The sequence below is a fragment of the Clostridium vitabionis genome (assembly GCF_015351765.1).
GTDB lineage: Bacteria > Bacillota > Clostridia > Lachnospirales > Lachnospiraceae > Clostridium_R > Clostridium_R vitabionis.
This window is the reverse complement of record NZ_JADKQA010000003.1, coordinates 142,745-158,885: the sequence shown is the minus strand read 5'-3', so window position 1 is coordinate 158,885 and position 16,141 is coordinate 142,745. Positions and strand designations below refer to the sequence as shown.

Sequence of the window (16,141 nt, the reverse complement as noted above, 5' to 3'; positions counted from 1 at the left end):
TATAGCATCCCTCGTCCGGGTACAAAAGGAATATCTCTCGCGATAGCGCACAGATCTCCCCCTGGCCTGGCACCTGCCTGTGCTTCCCGCGCTCGAATCCCACACCGTTCCCGGCAGCAGGATCAGTGCCTGCGCTTCCCGCGCCCCGGCGTCCCTGCCCTTCCCGGGATCAGCAGCCGGACAGAAAGCGCAATCAGCGTCGCGGCCAGGATTCCCTGCAGGAGAATGCTGAGAAGCGCCCAGTGCCGGGTCAGCACGCTTTGCGAAACTGCCGGAAAAAAGACCGCCAGCACGGCCTGGGGATTTCCCGTGCCGGTAAGGCTGTTGATCACGCAGAGGAAGGTCACCGCGGGATTCAGCAGCAGAATGGGAAGCGTGCCCGCCGAGCCGCCGGAAAGTCCGCTGAGAAAGCGGCACAGCACGGCAGTCCCGGCCGTCAGCAGGGCGGTTGCCACGTAGGCCGCCGCGTTCGCCGCCACCGACCTCCGGAAGATCACCGAGCAGAAAATGCCGATGGCTCCGATATAGGTCACCGCCGCCGCGTAGGCCAGGAACAGCAGCAGAAAATCCGCCCCGGTGACACCGCCGAAGATGAACACCAGCGACTGCACCGGCAGGGCGGAGAACAGAAGGACCATGATCTCCGCCTCGGAGGCGGCGAGCTTTCCCAGGATAAAGCTGTGCGGCTTGAGCGGCGTGGTCATCAGCAGGTCAAAGGTCTGCCTCTCCTTCTCCCCGCAGGCCGCCGACGCCGTCAGCGCCGGCATAATGATGAGCAGCATGACAAATTCCAGGGAACTGATCAGCGAATAGAGCTCCAGGATCGAGGAATACTGGATCTCCGCCGTCTCCAGCGCCCGGCCGGTCATGTGAAACAGATTCACCATCGCCGCGATTGTGAGAATCAGATTGAACAGGAAAATCACGCCCGGAAGCCGGGAGCCCCGGCTGTCAGTCACGATCTCCTTCCGGAAAATCGGATTCCATCTCATAGGAAATCACCGCCTTTCTCCCCTTCCTGCCGGCAAGCTGCATGAACGCATTTTCCAGGTCATCCTTCTCGCGCATGAAGCCGGACACGCCGGCACCGCTCTCCACCAGGTTCCGGAGAAGCTTTTCCGCGTCCTCCTCCTGCCCGGTGAACGCAATCCGGATCTCACGGCCGTCGATGGCAATGCTGCTGACCTTCGGATCCCGCTTCAGGACGCCGAGCGCGGTCTCCGCGCTCCCGGCAAGGACAATCCGGATGCGGCGGGCAATGTGCGCGCTGTCAAAGAGGCTCGAGAGCGGGCCGCTGAGAACCATTTTCCCGCTCTCGATGATCCCCGCCGATGTGCAGATGTCCGAGAGCTCCGAGAGGATATGGGAGCTGATGAAGATGGTCTTGCCCTGGCCGCAGAGTTCCCGGAGGATCTGCATATATTCACTTCTTGTGACCGGGTCGAGGCCGGAGGCGGGTTCGTCCATAATGAGCAGCTTCGGGTTATGAATCAGGGCACGCGCGAGGCAGAGGCGCTGCTTCATGCCGCGGGACAAACTGCTGACAAAATAGTCCCGGCGCTCATAGAGGCCGGTTTGGTCCAGAAGCATCTCGCACCGCTGCCTCGCCTTAAGCCCGGTCATGCCGCAGCAGGCGGCAAAAAATTCCATGTATTCCCAGACATAGAGGTTTTCGTAGACGCCGAAAAAGTCAGGCACATAGCCAATCCGGGAGAGTGTCTCCGATGAGGCGGCCGCATCGTTCCTGTGCTCCCACAGATCCCTGCCGTCGATCAGCACCTGGCCGCTGTCCGGCCGGAGAAGCCCGGCGGCAATCCGGAGCGTCGTGGTTTTCCCGGCGCCGTTCGTCCCGATAAAGCCATAGAGCTCGCCGGCGGGAATGGAGAGGCAGAGGCCGTCCAGGACGGTCAGGCTGCCGTAAGATTTCCGGAGATTTCTGAGTTCCAGCATCATCATTTTCCCTGATGCACCTCCTTCGTCCCGACGGCATAAGGCACCGGAAGACTGATGCCGCGCCCGTCCCCGGCATCTCCCGCCGCATAGCGGACGGTCAGGGTATTCGAGGGCGACAGGTATGGCGCAAGCTCCTCCGCACTGTAGGCATCCTGCCGGTGCATCAGGTCCTCGGTTCCGGTATCATAATTATAGAAGTAGAGATTTCCGCTGAACGGATCGGTTCCCACATCAATGCTCCCGTCGGAGAAAAGCTCTGCCGGCGTCTCGAAGTCCACCCGGCTGATGTCCAGGGAACTCCCCAGGAAATATTCCAGTGTCAGCTGGCTGCCATTTCCGGATCCCATGGTATTGGTAGGAAAATCATAGTTGCCAGCGAGCACTCTCGGCTCGGTGGCGAGCGAGCATCGGTAAATCTCCCCGTCGCGCGTCTGATCCGCATCCATCCTGGTGGTAACCATGGTCATGCCGTTCGACACCACGGGGCTGCCGTCCGGGTTCGCGTTCCGGCTGTCTTCCTGGAGAAAGACGGTATTCTGCTCTCCGGGGAAAAACGCGGCAAACCGGACACTCCCGTCTGCCTCCGGCGGTTCCTGCCGCAAAAGGAACCGGAACATGCGCAGCCGCTCCTGGGCCTGGATTTTTGCCTTTCCGTCCGGCATCTCGTAGGCTCCCGCAGCCGCCTCCGCCGCGGCGGAAGCGTTGCCCGGCGGTATGCTGAGAATCCGGAATCCGGCCAGATCCAGCTTCTCCCCCGGCTCGATCCTGCCGAGAATCACCATTTTCCCATAGAGAAAGAGCACCGCGTTTTCCAGCGGCTCGGAAAAACGGCTGGTCAGCGTCCCGCTAAGGGAATTCTCAAACAGGCTGACATTTCCCTCCAGGGTTCCGATACCCGCATCAGGCAGATTTCTCGTCAGGCGGAAATAATTCGATGTGAACGGGGCATTTCCCCGGATCCGGATCTCCGGCTGATCCCCGCTCTCACTGATCGCGATCTGATAGTCCTCCGGACCGCTGACCGGAGCGCCATCGTCTCCCGCGGACGGATCCGTCACAGGGCAGATCTCATATCCGCCGGAGAGCCTGGCCAGGCTCGCACGGGAAAATGGGCTCCTGAGATTGAGGTAGGTCTCCTCCCTCGCCTCCCCATCCGCAAGGTCAACATACGCCGCACTCGTGTAAAACTGCCCGCGGAAGCGGGTGCGCACGCCCAGGACATAGATCACCCCGAGAAACAGGAAGGACAGAAGGCTGACCGCCGCCAGATAATAGCGGCTCCGTGCAAGCCGGCGGAGGGAGAGGTAAGCCAGCGGCCCCGCGAGAAGGAGATACGCGGCAAGAACCGCCAGGTAGAGCCACGGCTCCGGCAGGCGGCTCATATCCCCGGCGCCGACCAGGTCGGCCACGCTGTCGTAGCTCCCGGATATCCCGCCACCGCCGCTCCGGATATCCTCCGCCTTCTGCCTGCCGTACACAGAGCTGACCAGGCGGCTCGCGAAATCCGGGTGCGCCTCGCAGAATACGCTGATATCGCAGAGGGAGAAGGCAGTAACCGCCGCCTTCCCCTTGTGCCAGGATGCGGCGGCCGCGAGCGGGAACTGCTCCCCGTCGATCAGCGTATTGCCATTTTTCAGGGAAATGTCCGCCGCGGAGAGCTCCAGCATCGCATCCTCCGGGTTCTGGACAGCATACTCCGGCCCGAGATTGACCAGCGTCTGCCCGGCCTCCCGATACGGCTTCTCAAGAAGCTCCTGCGCGAACGGCCCGAAGGACTTCAGATAATCGCTGCCGCCGCCAAAAAGCAGGATCCCGCCGTTCTCCGCATACTCCCGGACCGCTCCCGCCTGAGCATCGGTGAGGCTCCCGGTGTCGTAATCGGAGATGACGATCATATCCAGCTGGTCGTAGGCGAGGGCATTGTCCGGGATACTACCGTCGAGGGATACTGTCCTCGTGGTAAATGCGTTGTCCTCGACGGATATTCCGTCCAGCCAGGAGAGGTCTCCGGAACGGTTGGAGAGAATCCCGATGTAGCTGGCCGGCTTATCGCCCTCCGGGGGAAAGACGATTTTCTTCTGTGCCGCGATATTCCCCCGGTCATCCCGGAGGACCGCCAGCATCTCGCTGCTCCGGACCCCAAGGGGGATATAGGCAGTGAGTTCCCCGCCGGATTCCGTGAGGGTCATCGGATACTCGTAGCGGCAGGCCTCGCCGCCGGATTCGCGGACAAGAAAAAGCATCTCCGCTTTCCCGTCCCCGGAGCCCAGGGCAGACGCGCCAAGGGCAGTCTCCGCACGGACGGAGAGATACCGCCCCCGCCGGGCTGTACCGTCAAACCCGTAGGTGATTTTCAGATTCCCGGCATCCGCATCCGCGCCGGGCCCGAGCATCGGGGCCGATGCCGCCCCCCACGCGGTGCCCTCTCCCACAAGGGCATTCCCGCCGCCAGCTAATCCCGCGGCGGCAAGCAGCACCGCGGCGGCTGCCGTGATGACATATCTCCTCCACCGTCTCCATCCGCGCAAATCTCTGTCCTCCATGAAATCCAAACCGGCCGGCTGCCTCCCCGGGTTCTTGCCGGATCCGCCGCCGGCGCCTGCCTTGTTTTCCCATTCCGGTCAGGCTTTTCCGTCTCAGCTCTCCTTCTCCCCGTCAGGCGTCTCCGGCTTCCTGTCCGCCGGAAGCTCCGTGCGGAGCCTCACCCGGAATACCGTGCCGTCCAGGTCGCTCCGGACATCCACGGTGCCGCCGTGCATATCCACAATATTTTTCACGATGGCAAGGCCGAGGCCGGTTCCGCCGGTGCTGCTGGACCTCGACTGTTCCACCCGGTAAAACCGCCGGAAAATATTCGGCAGCTCCTCCTCCGGGATGACATAGCCGTAGTTTCTGACGCTGACCGTCACCCAGTCCTCCTCCGCCTCGATGTCCACGGAGATCTTCTTCCCGTCGGCACCGTACTTGATCGCGTTGTTGATCAGGTTGTCGAAAAGCCGCGCCAGCAGGTCCCCGTCAGCGCTGATCACCTTCGCCGGCACATTGCTCTCCAGCTCATAGGTCATTCCGTTCTGCAGGAAACTGGGATAGAACTCCTCAAGAAGCTGGCTGAGAAGCCGGACAACATCCACCCTGGATACGCGGAGCGCGACCTTTCCGTTGCCCAGCTTCGTGAAGCTGAACAGATCCTCGATCAGCTGCTGGAGCCGCCTGGCCTTGGAAAATGCGATATCCACGTACCGTTTCCGCGTCTCCTCCGGCATCTCCGGATTCTGGGAGAGAAGCTCCAGATAGCCGATGATGGAGGTGAGCGGCGTGCGGAGATCATGGGCAACGTTAGTGATCAGCTCATTTTTTGTCCGCTCCGCCTCCCGCTCCCGGTCCATCAGCGTCCGGAGGTCGCTCACCATCTTGTTCAGGCTGTCCCCCATCCTAGAGATCTCATCATCGCCGGTGACCTCAACGCTGGTGTAAAGGTCTCCTTCGGAGATGTCCTGCAGCGCCGTGGAGATCGCGCCAAGGCTCCTGACCGCGCCGGAAAGGCGCCGGACAAAGAAAATGGCAAAAAGGAGGATGCCGAAGAAGACATAGAAAAGATCCATCAGCGTCTCCATTTCCAGAAGCCCGAGCAGCACCGAGCCGGCGTCCGCGTTCGCCTGAAGCCAGTTTTTCAGGCAGGAAACCGCAAGCATCAGCGCAGTGTCCGCGATGCCGGCCGCGGCGAGACACAAAAGAATGTTCCGGAGGAGAAGGTCGTGAAAGCGCCCCGCGGGATCCTTTCTTACCCCATCCTCCGGTTCCCGCCGCATCCATCCGGAGGAATCCGGATTTCCGGGATTTTCCCGGGAAACACGTCCGGCCCGGGCCGCCTTCTGGCGGTCCCGGGCTGTGTCCGTATTCTCCCTGTTCATTTTTTCCGGCATGCTCTGCCGCCTGCGGTTCTCCTTCCGGCGAGCCGCCCGTTTACTTTTCAATCTTGTACCCTACTCCCCAAACCGTAGTAATGATCTTATTTTTCCGGGTATCCTCCTTCATCTTTCCGCGGAGGCGCCGGATATGCACCATGACGGTATTATTGGCCTCATAGACCTTCTCATGCCAGACCTGCTCAAAGATCTCGTCCGTGCTGAACACACGCCCGGGATTGGACGCGAGCAGGTACAGAATATCGAATTCAATCGGGGTCAGCTTGACTTCCTCCCCGTAAACCGTCACCCGGTGGTTTTCCCGGTTGATGGTCAGGCCGTGCAGGGAAATCTCGCCGCCGGTATTCTCCGCCGTGCTCTGCGGATTCAGCTGGGTGTACCGGCGCAGCTGCGCCTTCACCCGGGCCGTCAGCTCCAGCGGATTGAAGGGCTTGGTCACATAGTCGTCCGCGCCGTTGCCGAGCCCCTTAATCTTGTCCAGATCGGTCGACTTGGCGCTCAGCATGATAATAGGGATATTATTGGTCTCCCGGATCTTCCGGCACATGGTCAGGCCGTCCATTCCGGGCATCATGATATCGAGGAGGACCAGGTGGATCTTCTCCTTCGACAGGATGTCCAGCCCGTCCGCGGCGCTCGACGCCTTGTACACCTTATAGCCGTCGCTCACCAGGTAAATTTCCACGAGATCGGCAATCTCTTTCTCATCATCAACAACAAGAATGCCGGTTTCAGCCATCAGTATCTCCTTCCATCGGTACAAATACGCGCGTCTTCTGCGGATCGTTCCGGTCGCTGATCTCCCTCGCCGCCCGGACCGCCTCCGCGCAGAACACGTCCTGCGCCAGTACAGGCTGCCGCCCGCGGCGGTCCGGATGCGCATAGGTTCCGTCCGCCTGCATGTACTGGGCTTTCACATTGTCCGCCATCTGGACATCCAGATAGTGCTGGATCTCTTTTCTGGCTGCCGGATCGTAGACCGGGAACAGGATCTCCACGCGCCGGTCCAGATTGCGCGGCATCCAGTCCGCGCTCCCCATGAAGAACTGCGGGTCGCCGTCATTTTCGAACCGGAAAATGCGGGCGTGCTCGAGGAAATTCCCGACGATGGAACAGGCGGTGATATTTTCCGAAAGCCCCGGGACACCAGCCCGAAGGCAGCAGATTCCGCGGACAATCAGGTGAATCTTAACACCTGCCGCCCCCGCGGCGTACAGATGCTCGATAATCTCCTTGTCGCAGAGCGAGTTCATCTTGGCGACAATCCCCGAGCGCCGCCCCGAAGCCGCGTTCTCCGCCTCCCGGTCAATCAGGCGGAGGAACCGCTTCCTCAGCCAGAGCGGCGCCACGGCGAGGCTGTTCCAGAACAGCGGCTCCGAGTAGCCGGACAGCATGTTGAAGACCGCGGTGGCGTCCTCCCCGATCTGCGGATTGCAGGTCAGGATGCCATTGTCCGTGTAGAGCCGCGCCGTCGAATCATTATAATTTCCCGTGCCCAGGTGGACATAGCGGCGGATGCCGTCCTCCTCCCGGCGCACGACCAGGGTGATCTTACAGTGGGTCTTCAACCCCTGCAGGCCGTAGATGACGTGGCAGCCGGCCTTCTCCAGGATCTTCGCCCAGGCGATGTTGTTCTCCTCGTCGAAGCGCGCCTTCAGCTCAAGCAGTACCGATACCTGCTTGCCGTTATCGGCAGCCTCCGCGAGTGCCTTGATGATCGGCGAATCGCCGCTGACGCGGTAGAGTGTCTGCTTGATCGCCAGAACCTGGGGATCCCTCGCCGCGAGGCGGACAAAGTTCACCACGGGCTCGAAGGTTTCATAGGGGTGCTTTAATAGAATATCACCTTTTCGGATATTCGTGAAGAGATCGTCATCGTTCATGAGCGCCGGAACCGGCTGCGGCGTGTAGGGATCCGCCTTCTCCGCCTCGAAACCGTCCAGCTTGTACACCTTCATGAGGAGCGTCAGGTCGAGCGGTCCGGGGATCCGGTAAATCTCATCCCCGCCGACGCGGAATTCCTTCCGGAGAATCGTCAGCAGCCGCGCGTCGGCGCCGCTCTCGATCTCCAGGCGGATCACCTCGCCCCACTGCCTCTCCTTGAGCTTCTGCTGGATCTCCTTGAGCAGGTCCTCGGACTCGTCCTCATCCAGCTCCATGTCCGCATTCCTCTCGATGCGGAACATGCCGCTGCACTCGATATCATAATTCAGGAAGAGCTTCGACAGGTTCCGCTCAATGACCTCCTCCAGGAAAATGATCCTGCGCGGCTTCCTCCCGTCCTCCTCCGCCACATATTCCTGCGGGATCTCGATGACGCGGCCGAGCACGTCCGGCACCCGGACCATCGCGAAATCCAGGTCCGTCTTCTTCGCCGGCAGGTGGCCGTCGATGATGTCCTTGATGTCGCGGCTCTCCGGGGCGCTGCTTCCCCCGCCTTCGGTATTCCTAGGCTTTTTCCGCATAATCAGGGCGATATTTAGCGACTTGTTCCGGACAAGGGGAAACGGCCTCGTGGCATCCACAGCCATGGGGGTCAGGACCGGATAGACCTCCCGGTCAAAATATTCGTCCGCCCAGGCCGCCTCGGCCGCCGTGAGTTCCTCATGCTTCGTCACAACCTCCAGGCCGAGCCGCCTGAGCATCGGCAGGATCGCCCGGTTGTAGACACTGTACTGATCCTTCACAAAAGTCTGTGTCGCCCTTCCAACCGCATCCAGCTGTTCCTGCGCCGTCATGCCGGCGATATCCCGCTTCTTCACATCCGCGCGGATCATATCCTTGAGCGAAGCCACCCGAACCATAAAAAACTCATCCAGGTTGGACGAGGTGATACTCAGGAATTTCAGCCTCTCGAACGGCCTCGTTGTCTTGTCCTTCGCCTCGCCGAGAATTCTCTGGTTAAATTTCAGCCAGCTGAGCTCGCGGTTCTCAAAATTTGACGGGTCACTGTACTGCTCCGCATTTCCTGCCATGATTCTATCCTCTCCCCATTCTGGAAACCAGTCATCCAGCTTATTCGTCAGCGTCTTGCCGCTCGCTGCCGGAGAACCGGCGTAAGGCCGTAGATCTCCCCGAAAAACTCCGCCTTCTGCCCCACGGAAATCTTCTCCAGCATCAGGTTGCCCGGATAGTCCGTGGTGATGATGAGCTTCCCTCCGCGGACGCTGACATGGGCATTTCTCAGCTTCTGGCAATGGCTCCTGTCCGCGGAATTCGCCACACGAAGGATCGCCGCCAGGCGGGCGATCGTGATCCGGATATCCATGCCGGAAATGCTCTTCGCCGCCCACCGGTTGACAAAGGACTCCAACTGGATATCGTCGTAGGTGTAGGGCTGGGTGTTGTAGCGCACCACATTGGCCACCAGCTCCCTCTCCAGGTGGGAGAGGCCGATCAGCTCGGTGGACATGATCAGCCGGTAGGAATTCTCGGAGCTCCGGCTGATGCTGACAAACTTGCCGCAGTCGTGCAGGATGGCGGCAATCCGGATCAGCAGCCTTGTCCTGCGGTCAAGCCCGTGGTAGGCTTTCGAAGCGTCGAAAATCGCCGCCGCCATCTGCTCCACCTGGAGCACATGATCCATGTTGCTGCAGTAACGCATGGCCATGTTCCTCGCGGTGGAGAGGATATCCTCCTCAAAATCATGGTTCATCAGGACAAGCTTCTTCTCGTTCGCCCAATCCGCGGCGACGCCGTCACAGAGATTGATCCCCGGGGTCCAGACCTTCTCCGCCCCGGTCATGGCGATCACCTTCTCGAAAATCAGGGCACTCGGCGCGAGAACCGCCGCGTAGGTGCTGGAGATATCCAGGATTTCATCCATCTGCTCGGCGGTCATGTGGCCGATTTTCCCGCAGAGTTCAGTGAATTCCGACGCTGTGAACCGGCCGTCCCTGCTCACGGTGATCCTCCGGAAGGCATCCGGATTCTCGTGCATGCCGCGAAAAATGATATAGTTGATGCTCTCGCCGGTAGCGATCAGTGTCCTGATCCGGACCTGTCCCAGATGGATCTTGCTGTAGGTTCCCAGCTCGTTGCTGATCATCTCGCAGATCGTCTCCGGGATATCCGCGGTGCGGATGTTCCAGCGCATCATCATCTCGCTGATCCGGAGAACACCGAGGGAGAGGTTCTCCGTCGAGATCAGCCGCCCCTCGCGGTAGAGGGAGAGCTGGGAGCTCCCAAAGCCGACGTCCAGCACCGCGGTATCCTCCGCCAGGATCTTGTCGAAGGTATCGCCGCGGGAGGCGACACCCTTGAGGCTCAGGAGGCGCAGCTCCGAGTTGTTCGCCGTCCGCACGCGGAGGCCGGTCCGTACCCGGATCTGGTCAAGGACAATGCTGCAGTTGCGCGCCTCCCGGAGCGCGCTGCACGCATAGGCGCGGTAGTCGTCAACGCGGTAGGAATCCATGATGCCGCGGAACTTGTCCAGAAGCTCGCAGATCTCCCGGAGCATATCCTGGCTGATTGTCCCGGTATTATAGGTATCCCGGCCGACCGGCAGCTGGAAGCGGACATGGTCGACCTCACGGATGCCGTTTTTTCTGGAAATCTCGTAAATGACCAGCTCCGAATCGAAGGAGCCGACATCGATTGCCGCAAACATTTTCCCTGCCATAAACTATCCTCTTCTTTCCCGGCTGCCCCATGACGCCCCGGCCATCCGCCGGCAGCCACCGGATGGCTGCCGGGCAGATTCCCCGGTCAGTAATTGCCGAGAATCCGCACGTTCTTCGCCTCACGGAAGAGCCCGGCGAGCGCCGAGCGGATGCCCGGATCATCCAGGTTGCCGTCAATATCAGCGAAAAACCGGTACTCCCAGCTGATCTCCGGGATCGGCCGGGACTGGAGCATTGACATATTGATGTTGTTGAAGACCAGGTTGCCCAGCGCATTGTAGAGGGAACCCGCCGTGTGCTCGACCTCGAAGCACAGGCTGATTCTCGACGCATCCCGGCAGAAAATCGGGGATTTCGTCAGAATCAGGAATCTGGTCGTGTTGTCCTTCTGATCGTTGACGCCCTCCTCCAGGACGTCCAGGTGATAGATGTCCCCGGCGATCCGGCTGGCGATCGCTGCCTGCGTCCTGTCGCCGCTCTCCGCGACCGTCTTCGCCGCGACAGCATTGTTCACCATCGCGTTCTGCTTCCAACGGTGCCCGGAGAGATAGTCCGCACACTGCATGAGCGACTGGGCGTGGGAATTCACCTGGCGGATATCCTCCAGCTTCGCTCCCGGAACGGCCAGAAGGCAGTGGTTCACGGGGAGAAATACCTCGGCGACGATGCTGTCCGGGTAGCGGCACAGCAGGTCGTAATTGCCCGACACTGTGCCCGCCGTGGAATTCTCGATCGGCATGACCACATAGTCCGCCGCGCCGCTCTCCAGTTCCTCCATCAGGTTCTCAAAGGTGCGGACGTGGTGAAGATCCGCGTCCCGGCCGAAGAACCTGAGCGCCGCCGCATGGCTGTAAGCGCCCGGAAGCCCCGGGTAGGCAATTTTCTTTCCCCGGGTGTCCAGATCCTCCACCCGGGTGAAGCCCAGGTCATACATGTCCGTGCCCGGCATATTCCGCAGATACTGGTACTGGTAGCGGCGGCTCAGCGTCTCGATCTGGGTGAACAGCTCCCGGACCGCCTCCCGGTACACCCCGCTGGTCAAGCCGTCCGTCAGCTGCTCCAGCTTTTTCTCCTCACGCTCCGGGTTGTAGACCGGCTTTCCGATCTTTTTCTTCGCCTCGACCTCGTCGCGGCAAAGCTCCATCCGGGCAAGGAACAACTCGCGGATATCGGGATCCAGGGCATCCACCTGCTCCTCGATGCGCCGCAGCTCAGCCATCCCGGCCTTCCGCCTCCTGCGCTCCTCATAATCCTCCCTCATGCCTTTTCCTCCGTCTCCCTGAGCATCGCCGCCACCCTCTCACGGAAGTGCTCCCCGGGCTGCTTCTGCTCATTGATGGGGAGATCCGCGATGTATTCGGGCTTACCGAAGGTAACGGTGACCTTTGACGGGCGGATCCATGGGAAATGCTGCTCCAGGATCTCCGCCGTCCCGGTGATGGCCACCGGGATGACCGGGCATTTTGCCTTCTCGGCGATCTTGAAGCTTCCATCCTTGAAGGGGGCAAGGTCCAGGATATCGCCCTGATTTCTCGTGCCCTCCGGGAAAATCCACATGGAAATGCCGTCCTTCACGTTCTTGATCGCGGCGAGGATTGCTTTCAGGGACTGCTTGAGGTCTTCCCGGTCGATAAAGACGCAGTCGATCAGCTCCATCCAGTTCTTGAGAAGCGAGAACCGGGAAAGCTCCATCTTGGCGACAAAGCCGAGGCGCCCGCGGGTGGAAACGTATCCGGCCAGGATATCAAAATAGCTGCGGTGATTGCCGACAAAAAGCACCGGCTGGTCCTGCGGGATATTCTCCGCTCCACGGACCGTCACCTCCACGCCGGCAGCCCTGAGCATGCGCCGGAAAATGTCCCTGACCATGTCGCAGGCCTCGCCCTGCGCGAGAGCCGGGTCGGTGAGATTCTTTTTCTGCAGCATTTTCCGTTTTCCCGCATTTTTCGCGAAAAAACCAAACAAAAGGATAAGTACCCCAATCAATCTGAACATCTGGAAGCCCTCCTGCCTTTACTCGTCAAAGTCAACCGTGATGTAATAGCCGCGGTCATTCTGCTCGATCTTTGTAACTACCCCATGGTCACTTTTCAGCCGGTCATTCAGCCGGAAAAGGCCGGACATGGCGACCGCCGGCTCGACGATATAATTGACATTGAAGGGCGTGACCGACTCGGTCACCTGGACAACCTGCCCCTCCTTCACCAGGCCGGGGCGCTCCATCTTGAAGACAACACTTCTGGACATCAGGCACCTCCCTATTGTAGCGTGATTTTTTCATAAATTCTGCGGTTTTGCTGAATTTTACATACATTTTACGCAGCTGTTCAGACCCCCTTGATCTCGCGAAGCGCCGCTTCGCTCAATGCGGGGTTCCGAGCGCCTCCTGCGCTTGGCCGCCTGCCGGGAGCGCCCCGCAAAGCTGTCTGCAAGCAGCCATTTTGCGGGACATTCCCGGCAGGTGCTGAACAATAATCATTTTACACTATTTTCTGTCCCTATGCCACGCCCTGCCCAGCTTTCTGCCGCACCGGAGGAAAACCACGGTGCCCGCCGCAGCAAGAAAAAGCACAAAGAGGCTCACCCGGACTGTCCTGCTCTCCAGAAGGCGCCGCACGAGCGACACGGCCATGTCCAGAAATCCCCGGCACGCCGGAGGATCCTGGGTCATTTCCTCCGAGGGCGCCGGCCCAGCCGCCGTCGCCGGGCCGGCTGCCGCCCCCCTCTCCGTTCCCCCCCGCGAGAGCCCCGCGTTCTCCGCTGTCTCCTCCGCCGAGGCTTCCTCTTCCGCCTCGACGCTCTCCGGGGCGGCGGCGGTTTCCACCACGGCTTTTTCCCTTCTCATGTTTCCGCTGTACACCCCGCGGATATCCGTGAGCTTCCTCTCCCCGAGGATGCGGGCATCCCGGCAGAGGACACCCTCATCATCCCGATAGGGCTCACCCGCCCAGGAACAGGTGAGCAGCCGGAGAGTCTCCGGATCCGCTCCCACAGCCTTCCCCGCCGCCGGAAGAAGGCCGGCGGGATCGGGCTCCGCCGCCCCTGCCGGGATGGAAACGCCGCCGAAGGTATAGGAATCTGCCCCGTACCGGTGCAGGGTCAGGCTGATCTCCACATCCTCCTTCCAGTACTCGCGGAGAACCTCGGCGGAGCGGAGCCGGAGGCGGATTTCCGCGCTGCCCGCCCTTCCGCCGCCCCTCGAACCGGGAGAAGCGCCGTCTGCCTGCCCGCTGTCTTCCGAAGCTGTCGAACCGCCGCCCGGGCTGTCCGGGGTTCCCTCCTCCGGCGGCAGGACCAGGGTCTCCGGGATCTTTCCGTCCGAAACCTCCGTGAATACCCGATCCAGCGTGAGCTCCCAGGACTTCCCGTCCGGCGAGATTTTCCAGGAATCCTCCTGCCCTTCCTCCGCCGCCTCCGCTGTGAGGATGCACCCGTCCGGGATGCCCCGCCCTGTCGGAAATGCGCACACCGCCATGCCGGCAGCCAGTACCGCCATCCACGCGACCTGATTTCTCAATCTCTCCTCCTCCCCGGGCGCACGCGCCGTCCGAAAGGCGGAATGCACCCATGCTGCTCTGTCAACATACTCCGATCATCTCCGGGACAGTGCCGCGACCGCGGCGTCCGAAAAGAATCCTGCAGGAAACAGGATTGATGCATTTAGTATAATTCTTTTCCATTAAAAGGGCAAGCTTTCTCTATTTTGCACAATTTTTTATCTTCCTTTATGACTCTTATTACAAAAAATCAATGGAAAATCAATATTTTTCATGGAGGAAAGTGAGAATTTGCCCCCGAAAAATGGTATACTCAAAGCAGCACGTAAAGCGTTGTCTAATATTTATTCGGAGGTTTATCATCATGAAATGCTTAATCATTGATCGTGTTCATGAACTGATCGGTCAGGAACTCAGCAAGTATATGACTGTCGATACAAAGCTCCTGCCGTCCACAGCGGAGCTGGCACAGATCATTCCGGACTATGACGTCCTGATCATGCGCGTCGATCCGAAGATTACCAAGGAAGTCATCGATGCCGCAAAGAACCTGAAAGTCATCGGCGTATGCTCTGTCGGCCTCAACCACATCGATATGGACGCAGCCAAGGCTGCCGGCATCCAGGTCTTCAATGCCCCGGGCATGAACGCCAACGCTGTTGCCGAGCTGACCATTTCCAAGATGCTGGATATGTCCCGCCACGTTGTGCCGGCACACCTGGATGTCACCAAGAATCACGAGTGGGATAAATACAAGTTCGTCGGCCGCGAGCTCCGCGGGCGCACACTGGGCATCATGGGCTTCGGACGCATCGGACGCAGGGTCGGCGAGCTTGCCCGCGCGTTCAAGATGAACGTTGTCGCTTACGACCCGTTCCTCAAGCCGGAGGATTTCGAGAAAGAGCACGCGAAGGGTGTCTCGACAGAGGAACTGCTCAAGGTTTCCGATTACATCACGATCCACGTTCCGCTGACCAAGGATACCAAGGATCTGATCTCCGCGAAGTCCATCCCGGACATGAAGAACGACTGCATCGTCCTCAACATGAGCCGCGGCGGCATCGTCAACGAGCACGACATTTATGAGGCCCTGCAGAAGGGAGAGATCGGCGGCTATGCCACCGACGTTATGGAAAATGAGCTTGCCGGCGGCATCCCGGGCGACAATTCCTTCGTCTCCCCGCTGTTCGACTGCGACAACTTCCTGGTTTCCCCGCACCTGGGCGCGCAGAGCGTTGACGCCTCCTACGATATCGGCGTACTGATCACCGCCAAGGTAAAGGAAGCCCTGAATCTGAAATAATCGATCGGCAGCTGACAAAACCGCCCGGACCTGTCGTCCGGGCGGTTTTGTTATCTCCGGGAGCTGCCGGGATAATTGCCGGCAGCTCCTTCTTCATTTCCTCACATGGCAAAGCACGGTATGTCTCCTGCCCTGCGTCACAGCGCCGAGATCCCGAAAGCATTGACCAGGGCATCAATCTTCTCCCCGTTCCTGCACATCTGGCAGTTGTGGTAGTCATAGAAGGCGTAATCCGGGAGATCCCTCTTGGAGAACACCGCGCGCACCGGAACGCCGTTCACCTCATCCTGGGCGCTGAACAGCGCCGCGACGCCGGCAAGCTCGCCGCCATAATACTGGACCGACTCCAGCGCCTTGTTGAGCGACCTGCCGGTCACCACCGACCCCATCAGGATCAGCACATGCTTGCCGGTGATCATCGGTTTCAGGTTGTCCCGGAAAATGATCTGGCTGTTGCTGTTAAATTCCGGGCGGACGATATAGATCGTCTTGTGGGCATTTGCATTCAGATAACCGTTCCTCGTCAGCTCCTCCGAGAGGAATGCGCCGATCGCGGTGGTTCCCTCCATGCACACGATCGTATCGATCACCAGGCCGAGCAGCTTGGTCTGCGCCAGATTGGCCGCGATCTCATGAGCCTCGCTCGCCCTGCTCTTCATCATCGTGAAGTCGATATAATAGTTCGTATGCGCATGATTTGTCGCAAAATGCCCCTTCCTGACGCGCAGGGGAACGTTGATTCCGGCTGTCTCGATCTTGATCATTTTGCTCTCTGCCATAATAACCTCCTTGTTTGGTTTAACCCCACCCTTAAACTGCCTTTTTGCAGGCAATCCGGAA

Annotated in this window: 13 protein-coding genes; 1 reads left to right on the top strand and 12 read right to left on the bottom strand. The window is 60.0% G+C overall.

Going from position 1 to position 16,141, the window contains the following annotated elements; all coding sequences use genetic code 11:
• Window positions 1-122: 122 nt before the first annotated feature.
• From ISF27_RS07825 to ISF27_RS07775, 11 genes are all read right to left on the bottom strand, one after another.
• A complete protein-coding gene (locus ISF27_RS07825; RefSeq protein WP_194610880.1) occupies window positions 123-992 on the bottom strand; it encodes an ABC transporter permease in 870 nt (289 codons plus the stop codon).
• Entirely contained in the window at window positions 952-1,956 is a 1,005-nt protein-coding gene (locus ISF27_RS07820) for an ABC transporter ATP-binding protein (RefSeq protein ID WP_407926078.1), read from the bottom strand. The genes ISF27_RS07825 and ISF27_RS07820 overlap by 41 nt, the downstream gene beginning before the upstream one ends.
• Entirely contained in the window at window positions 1,953-4,496 is a 2,544-nt protein-coding gene (locus ISF27_RS07815; RefSeq protein WP_194610878.1) for a hypothetical protein, read from the bottom strand. Before ISF27_RS07815 ends, ISF27_RS07820 begins: the two co-directional genes overlap by 4 nt.
• 93 nt (window positions 4,497-4,589) lie before the next feature.
• Window positions 4,590-5,864, bottom strand: coding sequence for a sensor histidine kinase (locus ISF27_RS07810; protein WP_407926077.1), 1,275 nt, complete (start codon window positions 5,862-5,864; stop codon window positions 4,590-4,592).
• Window positions 5,865-5,916: 52 nt separating this feature from the next.
• Window positions 5,917-6,618, bottom strand: coding sequence for a response regulator transcription factor (locus ISF27_RS07805; RefSeq protein WP_194610876.1), 702 nt, complete (start codon window positions 6,616-6,618; stop codon window positions 5,917-5,919).
• Entirely contained in the window at window positions 6,611-8,854 is a 2,244-nt protein-coding gene (locus ISF27_RS07800; protein ID WP_194610874.1) for an RNA degradosome polyphosphate kinase, read from the bottom strand. Before ISF27_RS07800 ends, ISF27_RS07805 begins: the two co-directional genes overlap by 8 nt.
• A gap of 47 nt (window positions 8,855-8,901) precedes the next feature.
• The gene (locus ISF27_RS07795) at window positions 8,902-10,500 is read right to left on the bottom strand and encodes a Ppx/GppA phosphatase family protein (RefSeq protein ID WP_194610872.1); all 1,599 of its coding nucleotides are present in this window, start codon (window positions 10,498-10,500) and stop codon (window positions 8,902-8,904) included.
• An 86-nt stretch (window positions 10,501-10,586) separates the two neighbouring features.
• Window positions 10,587-11,762, bottom strand: coding sequence for a bifunctional chorismate mutase/prephenate dehydratase (locus ISF27_RS07790; protein ID WP_235986108.1), 1,176 nt, complete (start codon window positions 11,760-11,762; stop codon window positions 10,587-10,589).
• A complete protein-coding gene (locus tag ISF27_RS07785) occupies window positions 11,759-12,496 on the bottom strand; it encodes a lysophospholipid acyltransferase family protein (protein WP_194610871.1) in 738 nt (245 codons plus the stop codon). Before ISF27_RS07785 ends, ISF27_RS07790 begins: the two co-directional genes overlap by 4 nt.
• 18 nt (window positions 12,497-12,514) lie before the next feature.
• A complete protein-coding gene (locus ISF27_RS07780; protein WP_194610869.1) occupies window positions 12,515-12,748 on the bottom strand; it encodes a hypothetical protein in 234 nt (77 codons plus the stop codon).
• Between the two features lie 238 nt (window positions 12,749-12,986).
• Complete coding sequence (locus ISF27_RS07775; protein WP_194610867.1) at window positions 12,987-14,018, bottom strand: hypothetical protein; 1,032 nt, start codon at window positions 14,016-14,018, stop codon at window positions 12,987-12,989.
• A 344-nt stretch (window positions 14,019-14,362) separates the two neighbouring features.
• Here ISF27_RS07775 and ISF27_RS07770 point away from each other — a divergent pair, with 344 nt between their 5' ends.
• Window positions 14,363-15,301, top strand: a complete 939-nt coding sequence (locus tag ISF27_RS07770; RefSeq protein ID WP_194610865.1) for a D-2-hydroxyacid dehydrogenase — start codon at window positions 14,363-14,365, stop codon at window positions 15,299-15,301.
• Between the two features lie 137 nt (window positions 15,302-15,438).
• On the opposite strand, the gene ISF27_RS07765 is transcribed toward ISF27_RS07770, so the two are convergent.
• Window positions 15,439-16,080: a phosphoribosyltransferase gene (locus ISF27_RS07765; protein WP_194610863.1), complete on the bottom strand. Its 642-nt coding sequence runs from the start codon at window positions 16,078-16,080 to the stop codon at window positions 15,439-15,441.
• Between the last annotated feature and the right edge of the window lie 61 nt (window positions 16,081-16,141).

Bases quoted from the DNA above. Each gene is read 5' to 3' on its own strand.
- ISF27_RS07825 (WP_194610880.1), bottom strand. From the start codon at position 992: ATGAGATGGAATCCGATTTTCCGGAAGGAGATCGTGACTGACAGCCGG.
- ISF27_RS07820 (WP_407926078.1), bottom strand. From the start codon at position 1,956: ATGATGATGCTGGAACTCAGAAATCTCCGGAAATCTTACGGCAGCCTG.
- ISF27_RS07815 (WP_194610878.1), bottom strand. From the start codon at position 4,496: ATGGAGGACAGAGATTTGCGCGGATGGAGACGGTGGAGGAGATATGTC.
- ISF27_RS07810 (WP_407926077.1), bottom strand. From the start codon at position 5,864: ATGAACAGGGAGAATACGGACACAGCCCGGGACCGCCAGAAGGCGGCC.
- ISF27_RS07805 (WP_194610876.1), bottom strand. From the start codon at position 6,618: ATGGCTGAAACCGGCATTCTTGTTGTTGATGATGAGAAAGAGATTGCC.
- ISF27_RS07800 (WP_194610874.1), bottom strand. From the start codon at position 8,854: ATGGCAGGAAATGCGGAGCAGTACAGTGACCCGTCAAATTTTGAGAAC.
- ISF27_RS07795 (WP_194610872.1), bottom strand. From the start codon at position 10,500: ATGGCAGGGAAAATGTTTGCGGCAATCGATGTCGGCTCCTTCGATTCG.
- ISF27_RS07790 (WP_235986108.1), bottom strand. From the start codon at position 11,762: ATGAGGGAGGATTATGAGGAGCGCAGGAGGCGGAAGGCCGGGATGGCT.
- ISF27_RS07785 (WP_194610871.1), bottom strand. From the start codon at position 12,496: ATGTTCAGATTGATTGGGGTACTTATCCTTTTGTTTGGTTTTTTCGCG.
- ISF27_RS07780 (WP_194610869.1), bottom strand. From the start codon at position 12,748: ATGTCCAGAAGTGTTGTCTTCAAGATGGAGCGCCCCGGCCTGGTGAAG.
- ISF27_RS07770 (WP_194610865.1), top strand. From the start codon at position 14,363: ATGAAATGCTTAATCATTGATCGTGTTCATGAACTGATCGGTCAGGAA.
- ISF27_RS07765 (WP_194610863.1), bottom strand. From the start codon at position 16,080: ATGGCAGAGAGCAAAATGATCAAGATCGAGACAGCCGGAATCAACGTT.